Origin of the sequence: Sutcliffiella tianshenii (assembly GCF_016908565.1) — a bacterium.
In the GTDB taxonomy this organism is placed as follows: domain Bacteria; phylum Bacillota; class Bacilli; order Bacillales; family Bacillaceae_I; genus Sutcliffiella_A; species Sutcliffiella_A tianshenii.
In genome coordinates, this window is the sequence record NZ_JAFBED010000001.1 from 544,961 (window position 1) to 560,783 (window position 15,823).

17 protein-coding genes are annotated in these 15,823 nt (G+C 46.7%); 1 reads left to right on the top strand and 16 read right to left on the bottom strand.

Translation table 11 applies throughout. The features are described 5' to 3' along the window. Positions 1–254 precede the first annotated feature (254 nt). The 9 genes from JOC95_RS02380 to spoIIR all read right to left on the bottom strand — a co-directional run bounded on the left by JOC95_RS02380 (position 255) and on the right by spoIIR (position 8,080). A complete protein-coding gene (locus JOC95_RS02380) occupies positions 255–1,067 on the bottom strand; it encodes a leucine-rich repeat domain-containing protein (RefSeq protein WP_204413023.1) in 813 nt (270 codons plus the stop codon). A gap of 329 nt (positions 1,068–1,396) precedes the next feature. After that, positions 1,397–1,960 carry a TIGR01440 family protein gene (locus JOC95_RS02385; protein ID WP_204413025.1) on the bottom strand — a complete coding sequence of 188 codons (564 nt, stop codon included), beginning with the start codon at positions 1,958–1,960 and terminating at the stop codon, positions 1,397–1,399. A 79-nt stretch (positions 1,961–2,039) separates the two neighbouring features. Then, the gene (gene rpiB, locus JOC95_RS02390; protein WP_204413027.1) at positions 2,040–2,477 is read right to left on the bottom strand and encodes a ribose 5-phosphate isomerase B; all 438 of its coding nucleotides are present in this window, start codon (positions 2,475–2,477) and stop codon (positions 2,040–2,042) included. Positions 2,478–2,942: 465 nt separating this feature from the next. Then, positions 2,943–4,232 (bottom strand): methyl-accepting chemotaxis protein, encoded by a 1,290-nt coding sequence (locus tag JOC95_RS02395; RefSeq protein ID WP_204413435.1) that lies wholly within the window; start codon positions 4,230–4,232, stop codon positions 2,943–2,945. A 65-nt stretch (positions 4,233–4,297) separates the two neighbouring features. Further along, positions 4,298–4,726, bottom strand: a complete 429-nt coding sequence (locus JOC95_RS02400; RefSeq protein ID WP_204413029.1) for a low molecular weight protein arginine phosphatase — start codon at positions 4,724–4,726, stop codon at positions 4,298–4,300. Positions 4,727–4,858: 132 nt separating this feature from the next. Beyond that, positions 4,859–5,413 carry a manganese efflux pump MntP gene (locus tag JOC95_RS02405; protein ID WP_204413031.1) on the bottom strand — a complete coding sequence of 185 codons (555 nt, stop codon included), beginning with the start codon at positions 5,411–5,413 and terminating at the stop codon, positions 4,859–4,861. Positions 5,414–5,511: 98 nt separating this feature from the next. Beyond that, positions 5,512–6,561, bottom strand: a complete 1,050-nt coding sequence (locus JOC95_RS02410) for an L-threonylcarbamoyladenylate synthase (protein WP_204413037.1) — start codon at positions 6,559–6,561, stop codon at positions 5,512–5,514. Positions 6,562–6,823: 262 nt separating this feature from the next. Beyond that, positions 6,824–7,264 (bottom strand): GNAT family N-acetyltransferase, encoded by a 441-nt coding sequence (locus tag JOC95_RS02415; RefSeq protein WP_204413038.1) that lies wholly within the window; start codon positions 7,262–7,264, stop codon positions 6,824–6,826. 66 nt (positions 7,265–7,330) lie between these two features. Continuing rightward, positions 7,331–8,080, bottom strand: a complete 750-nt coding sequence (gene spoIIR, locus JOC95_RS02420; protein ID WP_204413042.1) for a stage II sporulation protein R — start codon at positions 8,078–8,080, stop codon at positions 7,331–7,333. A 199-nt stretch (positions 8,081–8,279) separates the two neighbouring features. Here spoIIR and JOC95_RS02425 point away from each other — a divergent pair, with 199 nt between their 5' ends. Further along, positions 8,280–8,585 carry a hypothetical protein gene (locus JOC95_RS02425; RefSeq protein ID WP_204413043.1) on the top strand — a complete coding sequence of 102 codons (306 nt, stop codon included), beginning with the start codon at positions 8,280–8,282 and terminating at the stop codon, positions 8,583–8,585. Between the two features lie 66 nt (positions 8,586–8,651). Here the strand turns inward: JOC95_RS02425 and prmC are convergent, their stop codons facing one another. The 7 genes from prmC to glpX form a co-directional block, all read right to left on the bottom strand. Then, positions 8,652–9,509, bottom strand: a complete 858-nt coding sequence (prmC, locus tag JOC95_RS02430; RefSeq protein ID WP_204413437.1) for a peptide chain release factor N(5)-glutamine methyltransferase — start codon at positions 9,507–9,509, stop codon at positions 8,652–8,654. An 8-nt stretch (positions 9,510–9,517) separates the two neighbouring features. Then, complete coding sequence (gene prfA / locus JOC95_RS02435) at positions 9,518–10,588, bottom strand: peptide chain release factor 1 (RefSeq protein ID WP_204413044.1); 1,071 nt, start codon at positions 10,586–10,588, stop codon at positions 9,518–9,520. Between the two features lie 456 nt (positions 10,589–11,044). After that, the gene (locus JOC95_RS02440; protein WP_204413046.1) at positions 11,045–11,479 is read right to left on the bottom strand and encodes a hypothetical protein; all 435 of its coding nucleotides are present in this window, start codon (positions 11,477–11,479) and stop codon (positions 11,045–11,047) included. Positions 11,480–11,548: 69 nt separating this feature from the next. After that, positions 11,549–12,154, bottom strand: coding sequence for a thymidine kinase (locus JOC95_RS02445; protein ID WP_204413048.1), 606 nt, complete (start codon positions 12,152–12,154; stop codon positions 11,549–11,551). Between the two features lie 140 nt (positions 12,155–12,294). Next, positions 12,295–12,540, bottom strand: coding sequence for a type B 50S ribosomal protein L31 (locus tag JOC95_RS02450; RefSeq protein ID WP_204413054.1), 246 nt, complete (start codon positions 12,538–12,540; stop codon positions 12,295–12,297). 380 nt (positions 12,541–12,920) lie between these two features. Then, on the bottom strand, positions 12,921–14,192 hold the full coding sequence (gene rho / locus JOC95_RS02455; protein WP_204413055.1) for a transcription termination factor Rho: 1,272 nt from the start codon (positions 14,190–14,192) through the stop codon (positions 12,921–12,923). Between the two features lie 491 nt (positions 14,193–14,683). Beyond that, on the bottom strand, positions 14,684–15,652 hold the full coding sequence (gene glpX / locus JOC95_RS02460) for a class II fructose-bisphosphatase (RefSeq protein ID WP_204413056.1): 969 nt from the start codon (positions 15,650–15,652) through the stop codon (positions 14,684–14,686). Between the last annotated feature and the right edge of the window lie 171 nt (positions 15,653–15,823).

Here is a 15,823-nt window from a genome sequence, read left to right on the forward strand (position 1 = left end):
TGGGACATGGGGACAGGTCCGTTGTCCCGATGTTGCCCATGGGGTCGGTCCGAAGCGTGGGACAGAGGGACAGGTCCCGCGTCCCTCTGTCCCACTCCCAAAAATCGAAAAAAGGCTCCACTTCTGGTAACGGGTTCGGTTTTGAACGTAAAAAATATCAATTAGAACACCATTTAGCATTAAGTTTTGAATCGGTATTAACATTAAATTTGCACTAGAAAAGCAATGGAATTGATTTTCCATTGCTTTTTAAGTTAATTTTTATACTTTTCTTGGTACACTTTGAATTGTTCTTCGTATTTTTGTAACTTTTTCACATCAACTTTTGAATTTAAAAACGGTTTTCGTTTTCCTACAACCATCACATCTTTATCTTCAATAGGACTTGATAAAAAGATGTATGGTTCAAAACAATCACACTTAGTATTTGGAAGGGTGACGGATAACCTAGCATATTCTTCTGTCGGGAATTGGTTCGAAATTTCAAGTTCCTTGAGCCCCTCTAATTCCGATATTGGCTCTAAAGACTCGTCCTTAACTTTTATATTTGATAAGCCCAGATATTTTAAATTCTTGAGGTATCTTAAAGGTTGAAGAGAATTTAAATCTAATGAATTCCAAATCCCGCCTGACAATTGCAACAATTCTAATCCAGTGTTTTTTTGCAAAGGGGTTATATCATTCAACTTTGAAAAGTCTGTTATTGATAAAGATTTTAAAGAAGTGTTTTTGGATAAATCCCATAAACTTTGTGCCTTTGTATTCCATTCAAGTGCCAATACCTCAACTTCTTTAAGAGAACTCATTATTGATAAATCTTCTACTCTCAGTTCATACATATGGAGCATTTTGGGATTAACTAAGCTCAAAATAGTATTGAATTCCTTTTGGTTCACTGTGTAAATCCACAATTTCGTCAGGTTAGAAAAAGATTTCAACCTTTCAATATTTTTTGTTTTTCCTCGGATTAACAACTCAGTGGGATTTTCATCTATATCGGCTAAATCATTAACAAATTCTGGTCGTTCATCAATACGAAAAATATATTGAGGGTGTTCTTTTAGCATTCTTTTACCTCCACACCTACTATTACGGAATATCTAAATATTTTATCATAATTTCAGTAGCTGAAGAATTTGTCTTCAGCTACTGCATATAGATCATGTCCTTTATTTTAAATTCCTTGTCTGCAATTCCTACCCGTTGTGCAGGAGTCCCAACTCTTGCTCGTTTTTAAACGAATTTAGATAATAATGTTAGTAAAATGCCTATATATAAACATATAAAAGAACTCCAATTCATATACGAATTAGAGTCCTAATTATATTTCTGATTTAATTTTTCTAACTTAAAACCGAACCCGTTACACTTCTGGGAGCCTTTCAGAATTGAACGATTATGAGTGGAACAAGGGACCTGTCCCCGAATACACCGCACGCGCCCCGCCGATCAGCTTTGGCCTTGTTTTCGCCATGGTGACGTGTGCTTCGCCGATGGATTTAATTTTGCTCCTTACCGGGACCGCGACATGCTTGATGTGCATGCCGATGAGGGTGTCGCCGATGTCGATGCCGGCGTCTGCCCTGATGTACTCGACCATGACCGCGTCGTCAAATTGATGATAGGCATGGGATGCCATGGCGCCTCCAGCCTGGCGAACGGGGATGACGGTCACTTCATCGAGGTGGAGCCGTTCTGCTGTAGCCCGCTCTACGACAAGCGCCCTGTTCAAATGTTCACAGCATTGAAAAGCAAGCTCGACACCAGTGCTGGTACGGAATTCCGCCAGGGCCGCAAAAATCGTTTCCGCAACGTTTTCCGTCCCGGCTGTGCCTATTTTTTCTCCGATCACTTCACTCGTGCTACACCCGATCACAAGCACCTGCCCACTCCGCAAGGATGCCTGGGCCTGCAGGTCGGCGAGCGCCTGAGCTAATTGCTCTTTCCACTCATTGTTCATGAAACTCCTCTCCTTTCACCTCTCGGATAAAAAATAAGCCCACGAATGTCCCTATCCTCTGACACCCATGGGCTCCTCATCATTTTTCGATATTGTGGATCTTTTGTACTCGGTTCGCATGGCGGCCGCCTTCATATTCCGTAGTCAGCCAAACTTTTGCGATCTCACGCGCGAGTCCAGGTCCGATTACGCGCTCTCCCATTGCCAAGACGTTGCTGTCGTTATGCTCACGTGTCGCTTTTGCACTGAACAGATCATGCACCAACGCACAGCGGATGCCCTTCACTTTGTTTGCCGCAATCGACATGCCGATCCCGGTTCCGCAAACAAGGATGCCGCGGTCGAATTCGCCATTTGCCACTTTTTCTGCAACAGGCAATGCATAATCCGGATAATCCACGGATGTCTCACATTCACAGCCAAAGTCTTCAAACTCTATATTCAACTCTTTTAAAAGTCCTTTAATCTCTTCACGGATATTGATTCCGCCATGATCTGACGCGATTGCCACTCTCATCTTTTCATCCTCCAAAATTGAAGATTTATTATATGTACATCTTACCCTTGCTCTGTGAAAAAATCCATTGTTGTGGTTGGATTTTCTCGAGATTCTAATTAAAAAGAGATCAATTACCTGTTTTGAAAAGTGCCACACTTATCTTAGTGGGTCGGAGTGCCGTTTTCGGGCTTTTTAGGGCAGCTTTTCCGCAAGCTAGAGTGTCGCGAACTACTGTTTCTGTCGAAAATGAGCCTTATTCTGTCCAAATCACCCAATAATCTATCGACTTTTTGAATTAATCTATCCACTTTAAGCCTTAATCTATCCACTTCACCTGATATTCTGTCAACTTTACAAAAACTTACAATTCACACACGAAACAGAGCCGCCGCTCCGCTCCACATAGACAAAAAAAGAAGCCGAAGAGAATGTTCCCTTCGACTTCTACCTGGCGGACGGTACAACGGGCCCGCCCCCGAAAACCTACACCCGGAACTTCGAGATCGTACGCTTCAGCTCGCTCGCCTGTGCCGCAAGCTCCTGTGAGATTTTCTCCACATTTGCGATCATGCTTGCTTGTTCTTGGGTGGTGGCGGTCACTTCTTCGGCTCCGGCTGATGTTTCTTCTGCGATGGCTGCGACTTCCTGGGATTGTCGTGCCGTTACGCGGATGCTGTCCATCTGCTGGTCGACGAGGGTTGCGATCTGTTTGACCGCTGCCGCCACTTCAAGGACGGAATCTGTCATTTCAGCGATGACGGTGTTCGTGGCGGTTCCTTTTTCCGCTTCCACGTTTGCCGCTTTTACCTGGCTTGTGATCTGGGTGACCACATTTTTCACTTCTTCCTGGATGTTCTTGATCAGTTCGGAAATGCCCTGAACGGCCTTGGCACTTTCATCCGCAAGGGAACGAACCTCTTCCGCCACCACTGCAAACCCGCGTCCATGTTCACCGGCTCGTGCCGCTTCGATGGAAGCATTCAACGCTAACAGGTTTGTCTGGCCTGCGATGTCGCCGACAAGGGAGATGATATTCTCCACTTCTTTTGCATGCTTTTCCAAGCGCTCCACTGAATCGAGGGATTGCTTGTTTTCCCCTGCAAGACGTTGAATCCCGGAAACAAGGCTATGGATGACCTCTTTGCTTTCTTCGAGGTCTTTTACCATTTCTTCAGATAAGGATTGGGAGGATGTTGCCTTCTCATGCACCTCGTCCGCAATCTTGATCACTTCTTCCACCGACTCTGCCGTATCCTGGATCGAGGACGCGGAGCTCTCGGCACCTTTTGCAATTTCTTCAATGGTCATGGAGATGCTTTCCGCTTGATCGGATGCTTGCAATGATACGTCGGAAATCTCTTCCACCTTGCGATTCGTCTGCTGGAAATGCTGGTCGATCGATGTTACCATTTCACGCAGATTGTGAAGCATCAGATTGAACGCGTCACCGACTGCACTGATTTCATCGCGGGAATTAGTGACAGGCACATCTTCCGACAGGTCGCCATTCGCAACCTTTTGCGCCACTTCTTCAAGCTGTTGCAGCGGCTTTGTGATAAATCGTGCAGCGAAGAACGCGAGAATACCGGACCATGCCACACCAAGGACGAGTGTAAGGACCGTGAACAAACTCGCATCTATGATATTTTCCACGTAATTGACTACTACATAAATAAAAATCCCACTTACTGTGTACGTGATTGCAGCCAGGATTGTCGCAAATAAAACGAGCTTGTAGCGCAATCCGAACTTATACTTTCGTTTTTCCCCCATGATGCTCATGCTCCTCCTCCCTTGCTGCTGCAGTCCGAAAGGAAGAAAGCATCACCAAGGTTTCTTTATATGATTTTTTTAATTACCAACTCGATCAAATCTTGCAATTCTTCAAACGTGTTGCGATATGTATGGACACTGCCGCCAAAAGGATCGGATACCTCGCCATCTTTCCCGACAAATTCCTTCAGGGAGAATGTTTTGCCCAAAGCTTTTGGAAAGCGTTCTTCCACCAACGCCCTGTGCTGCCCTGTCATCGTCAAAATATAGTCGGCCCAATCAATGGATTTTTCCGTTACCAGTGAAGACGCATGACTGGATGGGATGCCTTTTTCCTTCAGCACTTCCTGCGCCTGATAGGAGGCTAGGCTACCCGGCATGGCAAAAACCCCAGCAGAACGGACCTGCACATCTTTTAGCTTTTTACTGGCCAAAATTGCCTCTGCCATCGGGCTCCGGCACGTATTTCCTGTGCATACAAACAATATATTCATGACGCACTCCTCCTTTTTACCCCCATTATAGACAAAAGGACGGAGAAGAAAAATAGTTTACATGTTTTATTTCGGCAAACATCATCCAACCTTTAACCCAGAAATGAAAAAAAGACCCGCGAAAGGTCTCTGTTAGGTGAAAAATAAAAGCTTCAATCCAAACCCAAGCAAAATGCTTCCGCCAAGCGCTTCGCTGTACGAGCCGAGCCAGCCCTGAAGCTTTCTGCCAAAAAATAACCCCATCCAGGTGAGCAGCATGCTGACAGCACCGAACATGAGGATCGTCAGCAGGGTGCGCGCCCCGTAAATCCCAAGGCTCAAGCCAACCGAAAAGCTGTCCAAGCTGACGCTCAGGGCAAATATGATCAGCCCCATGCCGACCGGGGTGATCAGAGGGCCGTCCTCTTTCTTGAACGAGGAAAGCATCATTTGGACACCGAGCATGATGAGGAGCAATCCCCCTATCAAGGTGGCGATCGAGCCGAACTGATCGGAAAGCAATTTTCCGATACTCATGCCGATAAGCGGCATCACCACATGAAAAACCCCAATGGTCACTCCTATGTAAAAGATCTGGCGCAATCTCAGTTTGATCATCCCCATGCCAAGGCCCACCGAAAATGCGTCCATTCCTAATGCGACTGCCATTAAAAAGAGCGTCATCAATTCCCCAAACATCAATGCCATTTAGCGCATACCCCTTCCCAGGACTTGTCTACTTCCAAGATATGCAGGGGGAACGATGAATAGAAGGCAAAAAAAGAGGCAAGTTCCGCTAAAGGAACCTACCTCTCTTTGATGACTTTGTGGCCTGCCGCCTTTTCGAGACGGTTCATGATCGCTGCCCCCATCCCGCTCTTCGGGAAGGTTTCGCTGAAAATGATATCCACATCGGTCGCATTGAACGCCCGGAGTGCATCATATAAGTTTGTGGCGATTGTGGATAAGTCGCTTCGTGTTCCACAGGCTAGCATCACATCACCCGCTTCACCCATTTGTGATTTCGTCTCCTCCGTCACGAGCAAGCCGACTTTTTTCCCGTCGTTCTGGGCTTTATGGACCGTACTTTTTAGAAAATCCAACCCGCCTTCCACTAAAAAGACCGGCGCAACAGGTGCGTAATGGGTGTATTTCATGCCAGGTGATTTTGGCGCCTGATCCTGCGAGGTCAAGGCTGGATCGACTCCGACCTCTCCTACGACCGCTTCAAGCTGTTCTTTTGTCACCCCGCCCGGACGCAAAATGACCGGGATCTCCGTTGTGCAGTCCACCACCGTTGATTCCAGGCCGACCCCTGTTGATCCGCCGTCCACGATTCCGGCGATTTTACCGTTCAGATCCTCGTCCACATGCGCGGCGCTTGTCGGACTCGGCTTTCCGGAAAGATTGGCACTCGGTGCAGCAAGCGGTAGCCCCGCCACTTCCATCAACGCTAGGGCAACCGGGTGATCCGGCATTCGCACCGCAACTGTATCAAGACCTGCCGTCACGTACCTTGAAACACTCCCCTTACTTTTCAACACAAGCGTAAGCGGACCTGGCCAGAAGGCATCCATCAATTTCTCCGCAACTTGCGGAAGGTTATCCACAAGCCCTGTGAGTTGTTCTTTTTTAGTAATATGGACAATCAAGGGGTTATCGCCTGGACGTCCCTTCGCTTCAAAAATCTTTTGTACAGCCTGGTCTGACAAGGCATTCGCCCCAAGACCATATACCGTTTCAGTAGGAAAAGCCACAACCTCTTCCTGTTGAAGAAGTGCGGCCGCCTCTTTCAGCTGTGGATAATTCATTTTCATAGGATCTGCGTTATCCACAGACCATTTCTTCGTCAACATCTTATCTACCTCTTTTTACAATCTATCAACATGTGAATAGAAAAGGATTCATTGCACCAAATATAAACAAATTGCCTCCATAACACAATATTTATCCACAAATTGTGGATAAGGCATGTGTGTTCGGTGGATAACTTTGTGAATATCATAGGGGGTGCCTGGCCCGCTCCGCATTAGCGCACTAAAGTAACAAGTGCCTGACCCGCTCCGCGGTAGCGCACTAAAGCAATTGGGGTCTTGCCCCTCCTTTAAGCGGCCACTCTTATAGTTTGCACATCATAAAGGTGCAGGTTTGTTGTTCGAGTGTTTCTTTTAGGTGCGGCGATTGGGTGATTTTCTTCGGGACGTTGTGGATTTCTTGTGGAAAGAAGCCCAGTAGCTCGAAGAATTGTATGTAGTCGTTCTTGTTGGTCACCAGGAATAATCGGTCGAGTTCTTTTCGGCGGGCATGCTGCTGGGTGTGCTCGAACATCTGCAGCAGATGCATCTGTTTGACGGAAGGACCGATCACAAGCGAGCGCAACAGACCATCCTTATCGACTTTTTCAATCCCGATGGTCCCGCAGATGCCTGTTTCTTCTTCCTCCAGGATGATATAATCCTCGATTTTCTCTTCCAACCCTATTGTACTAATATTTGCTTGTCTTAAAAAGACCTGCATCGCCCATTGATCCTCTTTTGTTGCCTCGCGTAACTTTTTCATTTCATCCACCTCTTCTAGTATTTTTTCTACTACTACTCTATTGAGGTGGATGAAAAAGTAGAACAGTTATGCGGTGATTTTTTCCCATAGAGATGATAGAGCTTCGAATACGAAGAATTTCACTTCGACTTCCTCCGGCTCTTCATCGACGACAAATTCCTGCGGCTCTGCGGATGCGGATGCGGATGCAGATGTAACGTTCATTTCCGTGTCATTTTCAAGGATGCTTGCTGATTTTTTGGACTTGCTTTCTTTTGCATTGGCTCCTGTCTCTTCTTCTTCAAAAGGCGTCGCGGTCGCTTCCCCATTGGAGAAGTCAAGGAAGCATAATGGCGGGAACAGCACGCACCACCAGTTGGCTCCTGTACCTTCACCAAGTGTGATCAGGATCGCTTCGTAGTCACCGGCAGGATAGATGAATTTGCCGTACATCTTCGTTGGGAAATCGACTCTTCCGAAGTCTACATTATACTCCTGAACCAATCCTTCTGCCACCATGACTTCTTCTACAATCTTCTCGATCTCCGGGATGTTCCCCTGAATGACTTCACGTGCATTCTCCATGGAAGTGAGCCCTTCCACCCAAACTGTGATTTCCTCATTCACTCGGTCGCGGATCTTCCTTTTCAGCTCCTGATCTTCTTCTGAATCACTGTTGGCCAATATGCGGAGCCTGATCGCCTCATCCGGAATGACCATCGCGCCATTCTTCACTTCCAAGCCGGCTGAGGCCTGTTCCCCTGCCACCGTTAAATACGCTCCCATAAACATCAGTACTATATATAAAAAGATCACATTCTTTTTTAAAGTTCTCATCTCAAATCCTCTCCCCTCTAGGAAACAGTCTTGGCAGAAATGAACCATCCTAAACTAGTAAAATGAAATTTTTTTAACTGATACTAGTTTAATAGTTTGGAGGTTTTACTGCTCTGGCTTCGGGGTATACAAATAGGACGTGCACCCGTTATTTCGGAACACGATACTAGTTTAAATTCGAGGAAAGGAAGAAGTACTGATGAGATCGTTTACGTGCAACATTGAATCTTTTCGCATTGGGGAAATGAAGAGTGCTTTTAATCATATCAGCATTCCTATTGATTTCGAAATCCTAGTAGGCGGCCGGTGGATGAATGGCAAGGCTTTTTATCACCATTATCACCGCAGCATCTCTTATGATTCCAATCTGTCTCAATTGATAAACTTTGCAAAAGCGGAGCAGAAGGAAGAAATCCGTCAATCTGTCGTCCGATATGTGGAAGAAAAGACAAATAGGGGCCTGACCCTCGCCAGACCCCACATGGATGAAGGAGCAATCATTTAAGCTCAACTATCAACACCTTGCCCCACAAAAAGTCGCAAGGTGCCGCTCCTTATCTCCTTTTAAAAATCATCCTAATTCTGCAAATACCATTCTATCTTTTCCGTTGATATCGAGCACCACTTCCGCACGGGCATCCGGGAAAGTTTCCAGCAACAGATTTTTCACCGCTTCCCCTTGTCCCATTCCCACTTCAAACGCAACAATGGCACGGTCCTTCAACACCTGCGGCAACTCCACCATGAAACGCTCGTAAAATTCCAGTCCGGAAACACCGCCGACCAGCGCACGGTATGGCTCAAAGTCCTTTACCACGACCGATAAGCCTTCGTATTCCTTTTCCGGAATATATGGCGGATTGGACACCACTATATCCACTTTGATGCCCTGCTCAATGAACGGCAACAGCAGATCACCCTGCAAAAATTCCACATCAGCACCAAGCGCCTCCGCATTATCCTTGGCAACCTCCAACGATTCACCGGCAATATCTGTTGCCATCACGTTCAGGTTTTTATTTTCAAGCGCCAAGGTCACCGCAATCGCACCGCTGCCTGTCCCGACATCGACCACACTCAACTTTTCCGTAGCATCGGCAAAATGCCTTTTCACCCTATCCAGCAAGCCGACAACCAATTCCTCCGTTTCCGGCCTTGGAATCAGCACCTCTTCGCTTACAAAAAAGCTGCGGCCGTAAAACTCCTCTTTACCCATCAAATACTGCACCGGAATCCCTGCAGCATGCTTATGGACATTGAAAACGAAGGAGCTTTGTGTGTCCATCGGCATCATTTCCTGCATCCGGCTGAAAAGCTGGGCCCGATCGAGCTTCATATGATGACGCAACAATAATTCTCCCGCATTCTCGTCGCGCTCATTCTTTTTTAAAAAATAAGAAGCCCAGTTCAGGGCTTCGTATACCTTCATAGCCTTCATCATTTCTCCATCTGTTCCATTCTGAGCGCTTGGTCTTCCATGATCAAAGCGTCCACGATTTCCTGAAGCTTACCTTGCAGGATCTGGTCGAGCTTCTGGATCGTCAAGCCGATGCGGTGATCTGTAACACGGTTCTGCGGGAAATTGTACGTACGGATACGCTCGGAACGGTCCCCTGTACCGACAGCCTGCTTACGATTGGCATCATATTCGGCCTGGACTTCACGTTGAAACTTATCATACACACGTGCACGAAGTACTTTCATCGCTTTTTCCTTATTCTTGATCTGCGACTTCTCGTCCTGACAGGAAACGACCGTGTTCGTCGGAATATGCGTCAAACGGACTGCCGACATCGTCGTATTTACCGACTGTCCCCCAGGTCCGCTGGAAGCAAATGTGTCCACCCGTATATCCTTGTCATGGATCTCGATTTCCACTTCCTCCGCCTCAGGCAATACCGCAACCGTCGCTGTGGAAGTATGGATGCGCCCGCCGGATTCCGTCTCAGGCACACGCTGTACACGATGCGCGCCGTTCTCGAACTTCAGCTTGGAATAAGCACCCTTACCGGTGATCATGAAGATGATCTCCTTATAACCGCCGACTCCAGTCGATGCAGCCTCCATCACTTCCGTCTTCCAGCCCTGCGCTTCCGCATAACGGCTGTACATGCGGTAAAGGTCCCCTGCGAACAATGCAGCCTCGTCCCCGCCTGCAGCGCCGCGGATCTCCATGATTACGTTCTTGTCATCGTTCGGATCCTTCGGTAAAAGAAGGATATGCAGACGTTCCGCCAATGCTTCCTGCTGCTCCTCAAGCTCCGAAATCTCCTCTTTCACCATTTCGCGCATGTCCGCATCCATCTTGTCCTCGAGCATCGCTTTCGCACCTTCGAGCTGCTCTTTGACATCCTTATATTCACGGTATGCTTCCACGGTTTCCTGTATATCGGACTGTTCCTTCGAATACTCGCGAAGCTTCTTCGTATCACTGATAACTTCCGGGTCACTCAATAGCTCCGTTAATTTATCGTAACGCATTTCCACTGCCTGCAAACGATCAAACACGTGCATTCACCTCTATGTAATGTGTGCAAAACCTATACGGGTTTGCATCAATATTTTTCTACCTATAACATTCTAATTATAGTATAGGTTAGGTGGTGCGTCAAAATCAAATAAGTGGAAGTTGGGGGTTTTAGCGCGATGTGGTGTGGTGGTGCTTTTTACGGCGGCCGCGGGATCTTGGAGAGATGCGACATAATCGCGTGATACCCCTACCTGTATGGGTACCAACAGGTATTTTAACGAAAAATTGTAAATATCAACGAAAACGTTGCACATATCAACGAGAATTTTTATTTATCAATGAAAATAAATTTTTATCCACGAAAACCGACCACATATCGACGAATCGACAAATACCCCCACATTTCGACCACCGACCACACTAACACTAAATCACCGCTACACAAAAAATCCGCCCATAAAAATCGGACGGATCACTTGCGAGGGTGTGGCCCCTCAACGTTCCTTGATGGTCAAATGCACCCGATATCTAGGCATCACATCAATAAATTTACGCTTCAGCGTGCGCTCGACCTTGTCTTTTTCCTCTTTGGACAGGGAACCGTTGGAGTAAGCGGTCACCCGGGCATGGTCGCCTGTGATGGAGACAGGGCCGGGTTCGAGGTCACTGTTCAAGGTGATGACCTCGGCGAATTTTTCCTGATCATCCCCGTAATCGGGCCGTTCTTCGGTCAGATCGAGGAAATTTGGGTTTTGGTTTGTATTGAAGTCATTGGAATCCTTATGCTCTTCATACGATCCATCGTCGTCGGTGACGCCGATCAGCCTTGTACCGTTTTCCACTTCGCGCTGGCCGGTGAGGTCTTTATCAGCCCCGCATCCAGCTATAAAAAAAGAGCATACGACTATTGCCAGGATTGCATGTTTCATGCAAACACCTCCTGCCTTTAGCGTATCCCCTTCTCCAAAATATTTTCGGACAAATTATAGGAAAGAATGTTATTTTTTCACTTCTTGCAACACGGACACATGTAGAGGAACTTCATGATGATGACGACAGCGAGGTTCATAAGATTCAGAAGCGCCGACTAAAATAATTGGGTCATCGTAGCATGCTGGCTTTCCATTGATCAGACGTTGCGTACGGCTTGCAGGTGATCCGCATACAGCACATACCGCTTGCAGCTTTGTCACCGTTTCAGCAATCGCCAAAAGCTCCGGCATCTTACCGAATGGCTCTCCACGGAAATCCTGGTCAAGCCCTGCAGCTATTACACAGTAGCCCCTGTTTGCTAATTCCTGAATCACTTCCACAATATGCTCATCAAAAAACTGTACTTCGTCAATGCCCACCACTTCTGTCTTTTCCTCCACCTGATCGAGGATATCTTTTGAAGTTGGAACAGGCATCGCTATGATGGATGTCCCATTATGAGAAACCACCGCCTCATCGGCATAACGGTTGTCAATTGCTGGTTTGAATACTTGAATGTTCTGTTTGGCAAATTGGGAGCGTCGCATGCGGCGAATTAGTTCTTCTGATTTTCCAGAAAACATACTGCCACAAATCACTTCTACCCAACCCGAATGCTTCATTACGTACATGCACGGCCTCCCCCTTCTGTTTATAAGCGTATAAAAAGTGCTTAGTCTTTAGCAAGAGACATAAGCACATTTTCATGAAATATGTAAGGTAAGTAAAAAAAAACAGGCAAGATATAGGATAACCTGCCTGTTTTACTTTATTACTTAAGGCCGTATTTTTTGTTGAAACGCTCAACACGTCCATCAGCAGCAGCATGCTTCTGACGTCCAGTGTAGAATGGGTGAGAATCAGAAGAGATCTCAACTTTGATTAGAGGGTAAGTAGTACCGTCTTCCCATTCGATAGTTTCGTTTGTTTTCATCGTAGAACCAGTGATGAATTTGAAACTAGTGTTGATGTCCATGAATACAACTTTACGGTAATTTGGATGAATTCCAGCTTTCATTCTTTTCATCTCCTTTTTGCCCTGAGTCTTTCGAAACAGAGTTAGGTTTCAAATGATACCAAACAAGGTTCGACATCATTTATCTTAAAAACACACTGATGAAATTATATCAAGTAATGTTTGGTTTTGCAACCTTACTTTTGGACTTATATTTACCAAATCGGCACGCAATATTTTCCACAAAGATTAGTTGAAGTCATCAAACTCCCCTGTTGGTTTCCGCTCCAGGGGTTCGCTTTCCGCGGGCGGCCTCGGGAGCCTCCTCGGCGCTAATGCGCCTGTGGGGTCTCCCTTGACACGCTACTTCCGCAGGAGTCTCACGTCTTACACTCCAACCAACAGGGGCCAAAGTAATGTAGATTATTTACCTTTTTAAATTCCTATCGCTTCGCCGTTCCTGCCTTTTGGTCTTCTTCGAGCATGTCGAAGAATTCCTGGTTGGACTTGGATTGGCGCAGGCGTCTTAGGAGCTTTTCGGCAAAGTCCGGGGTGTCGGACATCGTTTTGCGGATGGCCCATAGCTTGTCCAGATGGTCTTTAGGAATAAGAAGTTCTTCTTTACGGGTTCCGGAACGACGGATATCGATCGCCGGGAAGATTCGGCGCTCGGCCAGGTTGCGATCAAGGTGTAATTCCATGTTCCCTGTTCCTTTAAATTCCTCATAGATGACGTCATCCATACGGGATCCCGTTTCAACAAGAGCCGTCGCAAGGATCGTCAAGCTTCCGCCCTCTTCGATATTACGCGCTGCACCGAAGAAACGCTTCGGACGGTGGAAAGCAGCCGGGTCGATACCACCGGAAAGCGTACGTCCGCTTGGCGGGATGACAAGGTTATAGGCACGTGCAAGACGTGTGATGCTGTCCATCAGGATGATGACATCGCGCTTATGCTCAACAAGGCGAAGTGCTCGCTCCAGTACAAGCTCTGCCACCTTGATATGGTTTTCCGGTACCTCATCAAATGTGGAACTTACAACGTCTCCTGCAACAGAACGCTCGATGTCCGTCACTTCCTCAGGACGCTCGTCGATCAGAAGTACGATCAATTCCGCTTCCGGATGGTTGGTTGTAATGCTGTTGGCGATCTCTTTGATGAGCATTGTTTTACCCGCTTTTGGCGGTGCAACAATCAATCCACGCTGACCGAATCCGACAGGTGCGATCAGGTCCATGATGCGTGTGGAAAGGCCTTTAGGCTTTGTTTCCAGGACGATTTGTCTGTCCGGATATAAAGGAGTCAACGCAGGGAAATGGACGCGCTCTTTTGCCGATTCCGGATCGTCGCCATTGACTGCTTCTACATGTAAAAGTCCGTAATAACGCTCGTTTTCCTTAGGAGGACGCACTTTCCCGGATACCTTGTCCCCGTTTCTCAAGTCGAAACGACGGATCTGGGAAGCCGAAATGTAAATATCCTCGGAGCTTGGGGAGTAGTTGATCGGGCGCAGGAAACCGAACCCTTCAGATTGCACCACTTCCAATACACCTTCCATGAAAAGGAGGCCGTCTTTTTCTGCCTGTGCTTTTAAAATGGCAAAAATAAGTTCTTTTTTCGTCAGTTTGCTGTAGTAGGAAACTTTATGCTGACGGGCAAATTCATATAGTTCTTTAAGCTTTAAATTTTCTAAATGAGAAATAGTCAAATCCATAAAAAGAAAACACCACTCTATTCTTTTATTTAGTATCAATGGAAAAAGATTGTTCATTTGTCTTCCAGAACTGATTCAAGCTGAAATAAGTTCGAAGGATGGGAAATCCGGCAGTCGGATCTAAGGTAAGTTCCTGCACCATGATAAATTGGATGAATTGGATAAAGGGTGAGGACTTACTCCCGTTTTACATGTGGGATAAACTCTCCTTTTGAAGAAATTGTAGAAGAATCGCTAGGAAGAAAAAGATAGATTTTAACATAAAACGCGTAGCATATAATATTTTACCCACATTTCATACTTTTAAGCAACAACTTTCTATAGACAGGCTTAGTGCCATTCTATTATTTTCTGGGGAATATTCCACAATCCCCCCGAATAGTGTCGAAAAGAATCTCTACGCCCTAAATAATTCGTAACAGCCTGTGTTTTTTTGACCTATCAAATAGAGGAAAACCGTAAACGGCATACGCGTTTACGGTTCAAGAAATTTATGGTTTGAAAACAAGATTAGGTTTTTTCTTGATGTTATGCTGTCCATCGATGAAGCGCACCGTTCCGGATTTTGCCCTCATGACCACGGAATGAGTCGTTGCGTTGGTGCCTTTGAACTGGACACCGCGGAGAAGCTCACCATCTGTCACTCCCGTTGCTGCAAAAATGGCATCATCCCCGCGAACGAGGTCTTCCATTCTCAGTACCGCGTCAATGTTTTCGATCCCCATCTTTTTGCAACGAAGCAGCTCTTCTTCGTTTTGCGGCAATAGCTTCCCTTGGATCTCTCCGCCGAGGCATTTAAGGGCAACTGCAGCGATTACGCCTTCAGGTGCTCCGCCTGAACCGAACAGGATGTCGACACCTGTGTGGTCGAATGCCGTGTTAATTGCCGCAGCTACATCGCCGTCATCGATCAGCTTGATGCGCGCCCCTGCTTCTCTCAGTTCGGAGATGATCTTTTCATGGCGCGGTCTGTTCAAGATGACTGCCACCACGTCTTCAATCTCTTTATTCTTCGCTTCCGCTACTGCTTTCAAATTGTCCAAAACAGATGCGTTGATATCGATTTTGCCGACCGCTGCTGGACCTACTGCGATTTTGTCCATATACATATCTGGTGCGTGCAGGAGATTTCCGTGATCCGCCACCGCTAAAACAGCAAGTGCGTTCCATCCTCCTGATGCCACGATGCTCGTTCCCTCTAACGGGTCAACCGCAACGTCCACACGCGGCCCGTATCCTGTTCCAAGCTTCTCGCCGATATATAGCATCGGCGCCTCATCCATTTCCCCTTCACCGATCACAACCGTACCTTTCATAGGAATGGTGTCAAATACATCGCGCATCGCAGAGGTAGCCGCTCCATCCGCACTGTCCTTGTCGCCCCTACCCATCCAACGTGCTGATGATAGAGCTGCCGCTTCTGTTACTCGAATTAATTCCATGGATAAACTTCTTTCCATTCTTCCCACTCCTTCTGTTCACTATGAATCTAGCAATTTATTGTCAAACTACCAGTTGCACGTGCAAATGATAGCATTGTGATATACTTTTCGTTAATAGTATATCACATTTGACGAAAAGAGAAAGTGGTTTCATGAAAAAAGCAGAACTCCCGGGATGGTGGGGGTTCT

What these genes read in the sequence shown, in the direction of transcription:
- JOC95_RS02380 (WP_204413023.1), bottom strand. Translation starts at nt 1,067, where the DNA reads ATGCTAAAAGAACACCCTCAATATATTTTTCGTATTGATGAACGACCA.
- JOC95_RS02385 (WP_204413025.1), bottom strand. Translation starts at nt 1,960, where the DNA reads ATGAACAATGAGTGGAAAGAGCAATTAGCTCAGGCGCTCGCCGACCTG.
- rpiB (WP_204413027.1), bottom strand. Translation starts at nt 2,477, where the DNA reads ATGAGAGTGGCAATCGCGTCAGATCATGGCGGAATCAATATCCGTGAA.
- JOC95_RS02395 (WP_204413435.1), bottom strand. Translation starts at nt 4,232, where the DNA reads ATGGGGGAAAAACGAAAGTATAAGTTCGGATTGCGCTACAAGCTCGTT.
- JOC95_RS02400 (WP_204413029.1), bottom strand. Translation starts at nt 4,726, where the DNA reads ATGAATATATTGTTTGTATGCACAGGAAATACGTGCCGGAGCCCGATG.
- JOC95_RS02405 (WP_204413031.1), bottom strand. Translation starts at nt 5,413, where the DNA reads ATGGCATTGATGTTTGGGGAATTGATGACGCTCTTTTTAATGGCAGTC.
- JOC95_RS02410 (WP_204413037.1), bottom strand. Translation starts at nt 6,561, where the DNA reads ATGTTGACGAAGAAATGGTCTGTGGATAACGCAGATCCTATGAAAATG.
- JOC95_RS02415 (WP_204413038.1), bottom strand. Translation starts at nt 7,264, where the DNA reads ATGAAAAAGTTACGCGAGGCAACAAAAGAGGATCAATGGGCGATGCAG.
- spoIIR (WP_204413042.1), bottom strand. Translation starts at nt 8,080, where the DNA reads ATGAGAACTTTAAAAAAGAATGTGATCTTTTTATATATAGTACTGATG.
- JOC95_RS02425 (WP_204413043.1), top strand. Translation starts at nt 8,280, where the DNA reads ATGAGATCGTTTACGTGCAACATTGAATCTTTTCGCATTGGGGAAATG.
- prmC (WP_204413437.1), bottom strand. Translation starts at nt 9,509, where the DNA reads ATGAAGGTATACGAAGCCCTGAACTGGGCTTCTTATTTTTTAAAAAAG.
- JOC95_RS02440 (WP_204413046.1), bottom strand. Translation starts at nt 11,479, where the DNA reads ATGAAACATGCAATCCTGGCAATAGTCGTATGCTCTTTTTTTATAGCT.
- JOC95_RS02445 (WP_204413048.1), bottom strand. Translation starts at nt 12,154, where the DNA reads ATGTACGTAATGAAGCATTCGGGTTGGGTAGAAGTGATTTGTGGCAGT.
- JOC95_RS02450 (WP_204413054.1), bottom strand. Translation starts at nt 12,540, where the DNA reads ATGAAAGCTGGAATTCATCCAAATTACCGTAAAGTTGTATTCATGGAC.
- rho (WP_204413055.1), bottom strand. Translation starts at nt 14,192, where the DNA reads ATGGATTTGACTATTTCTCATTTAGAAAATTTAAAGCTTAAAGAACTA.
- glpX (WP_204413056.1), bottom strand. Translation starts at nt 15,652, where the DNA reads ATGGAAAGAAGTTTATCCATGGAATTAATTCGAGTAACAGAAGCGGCA.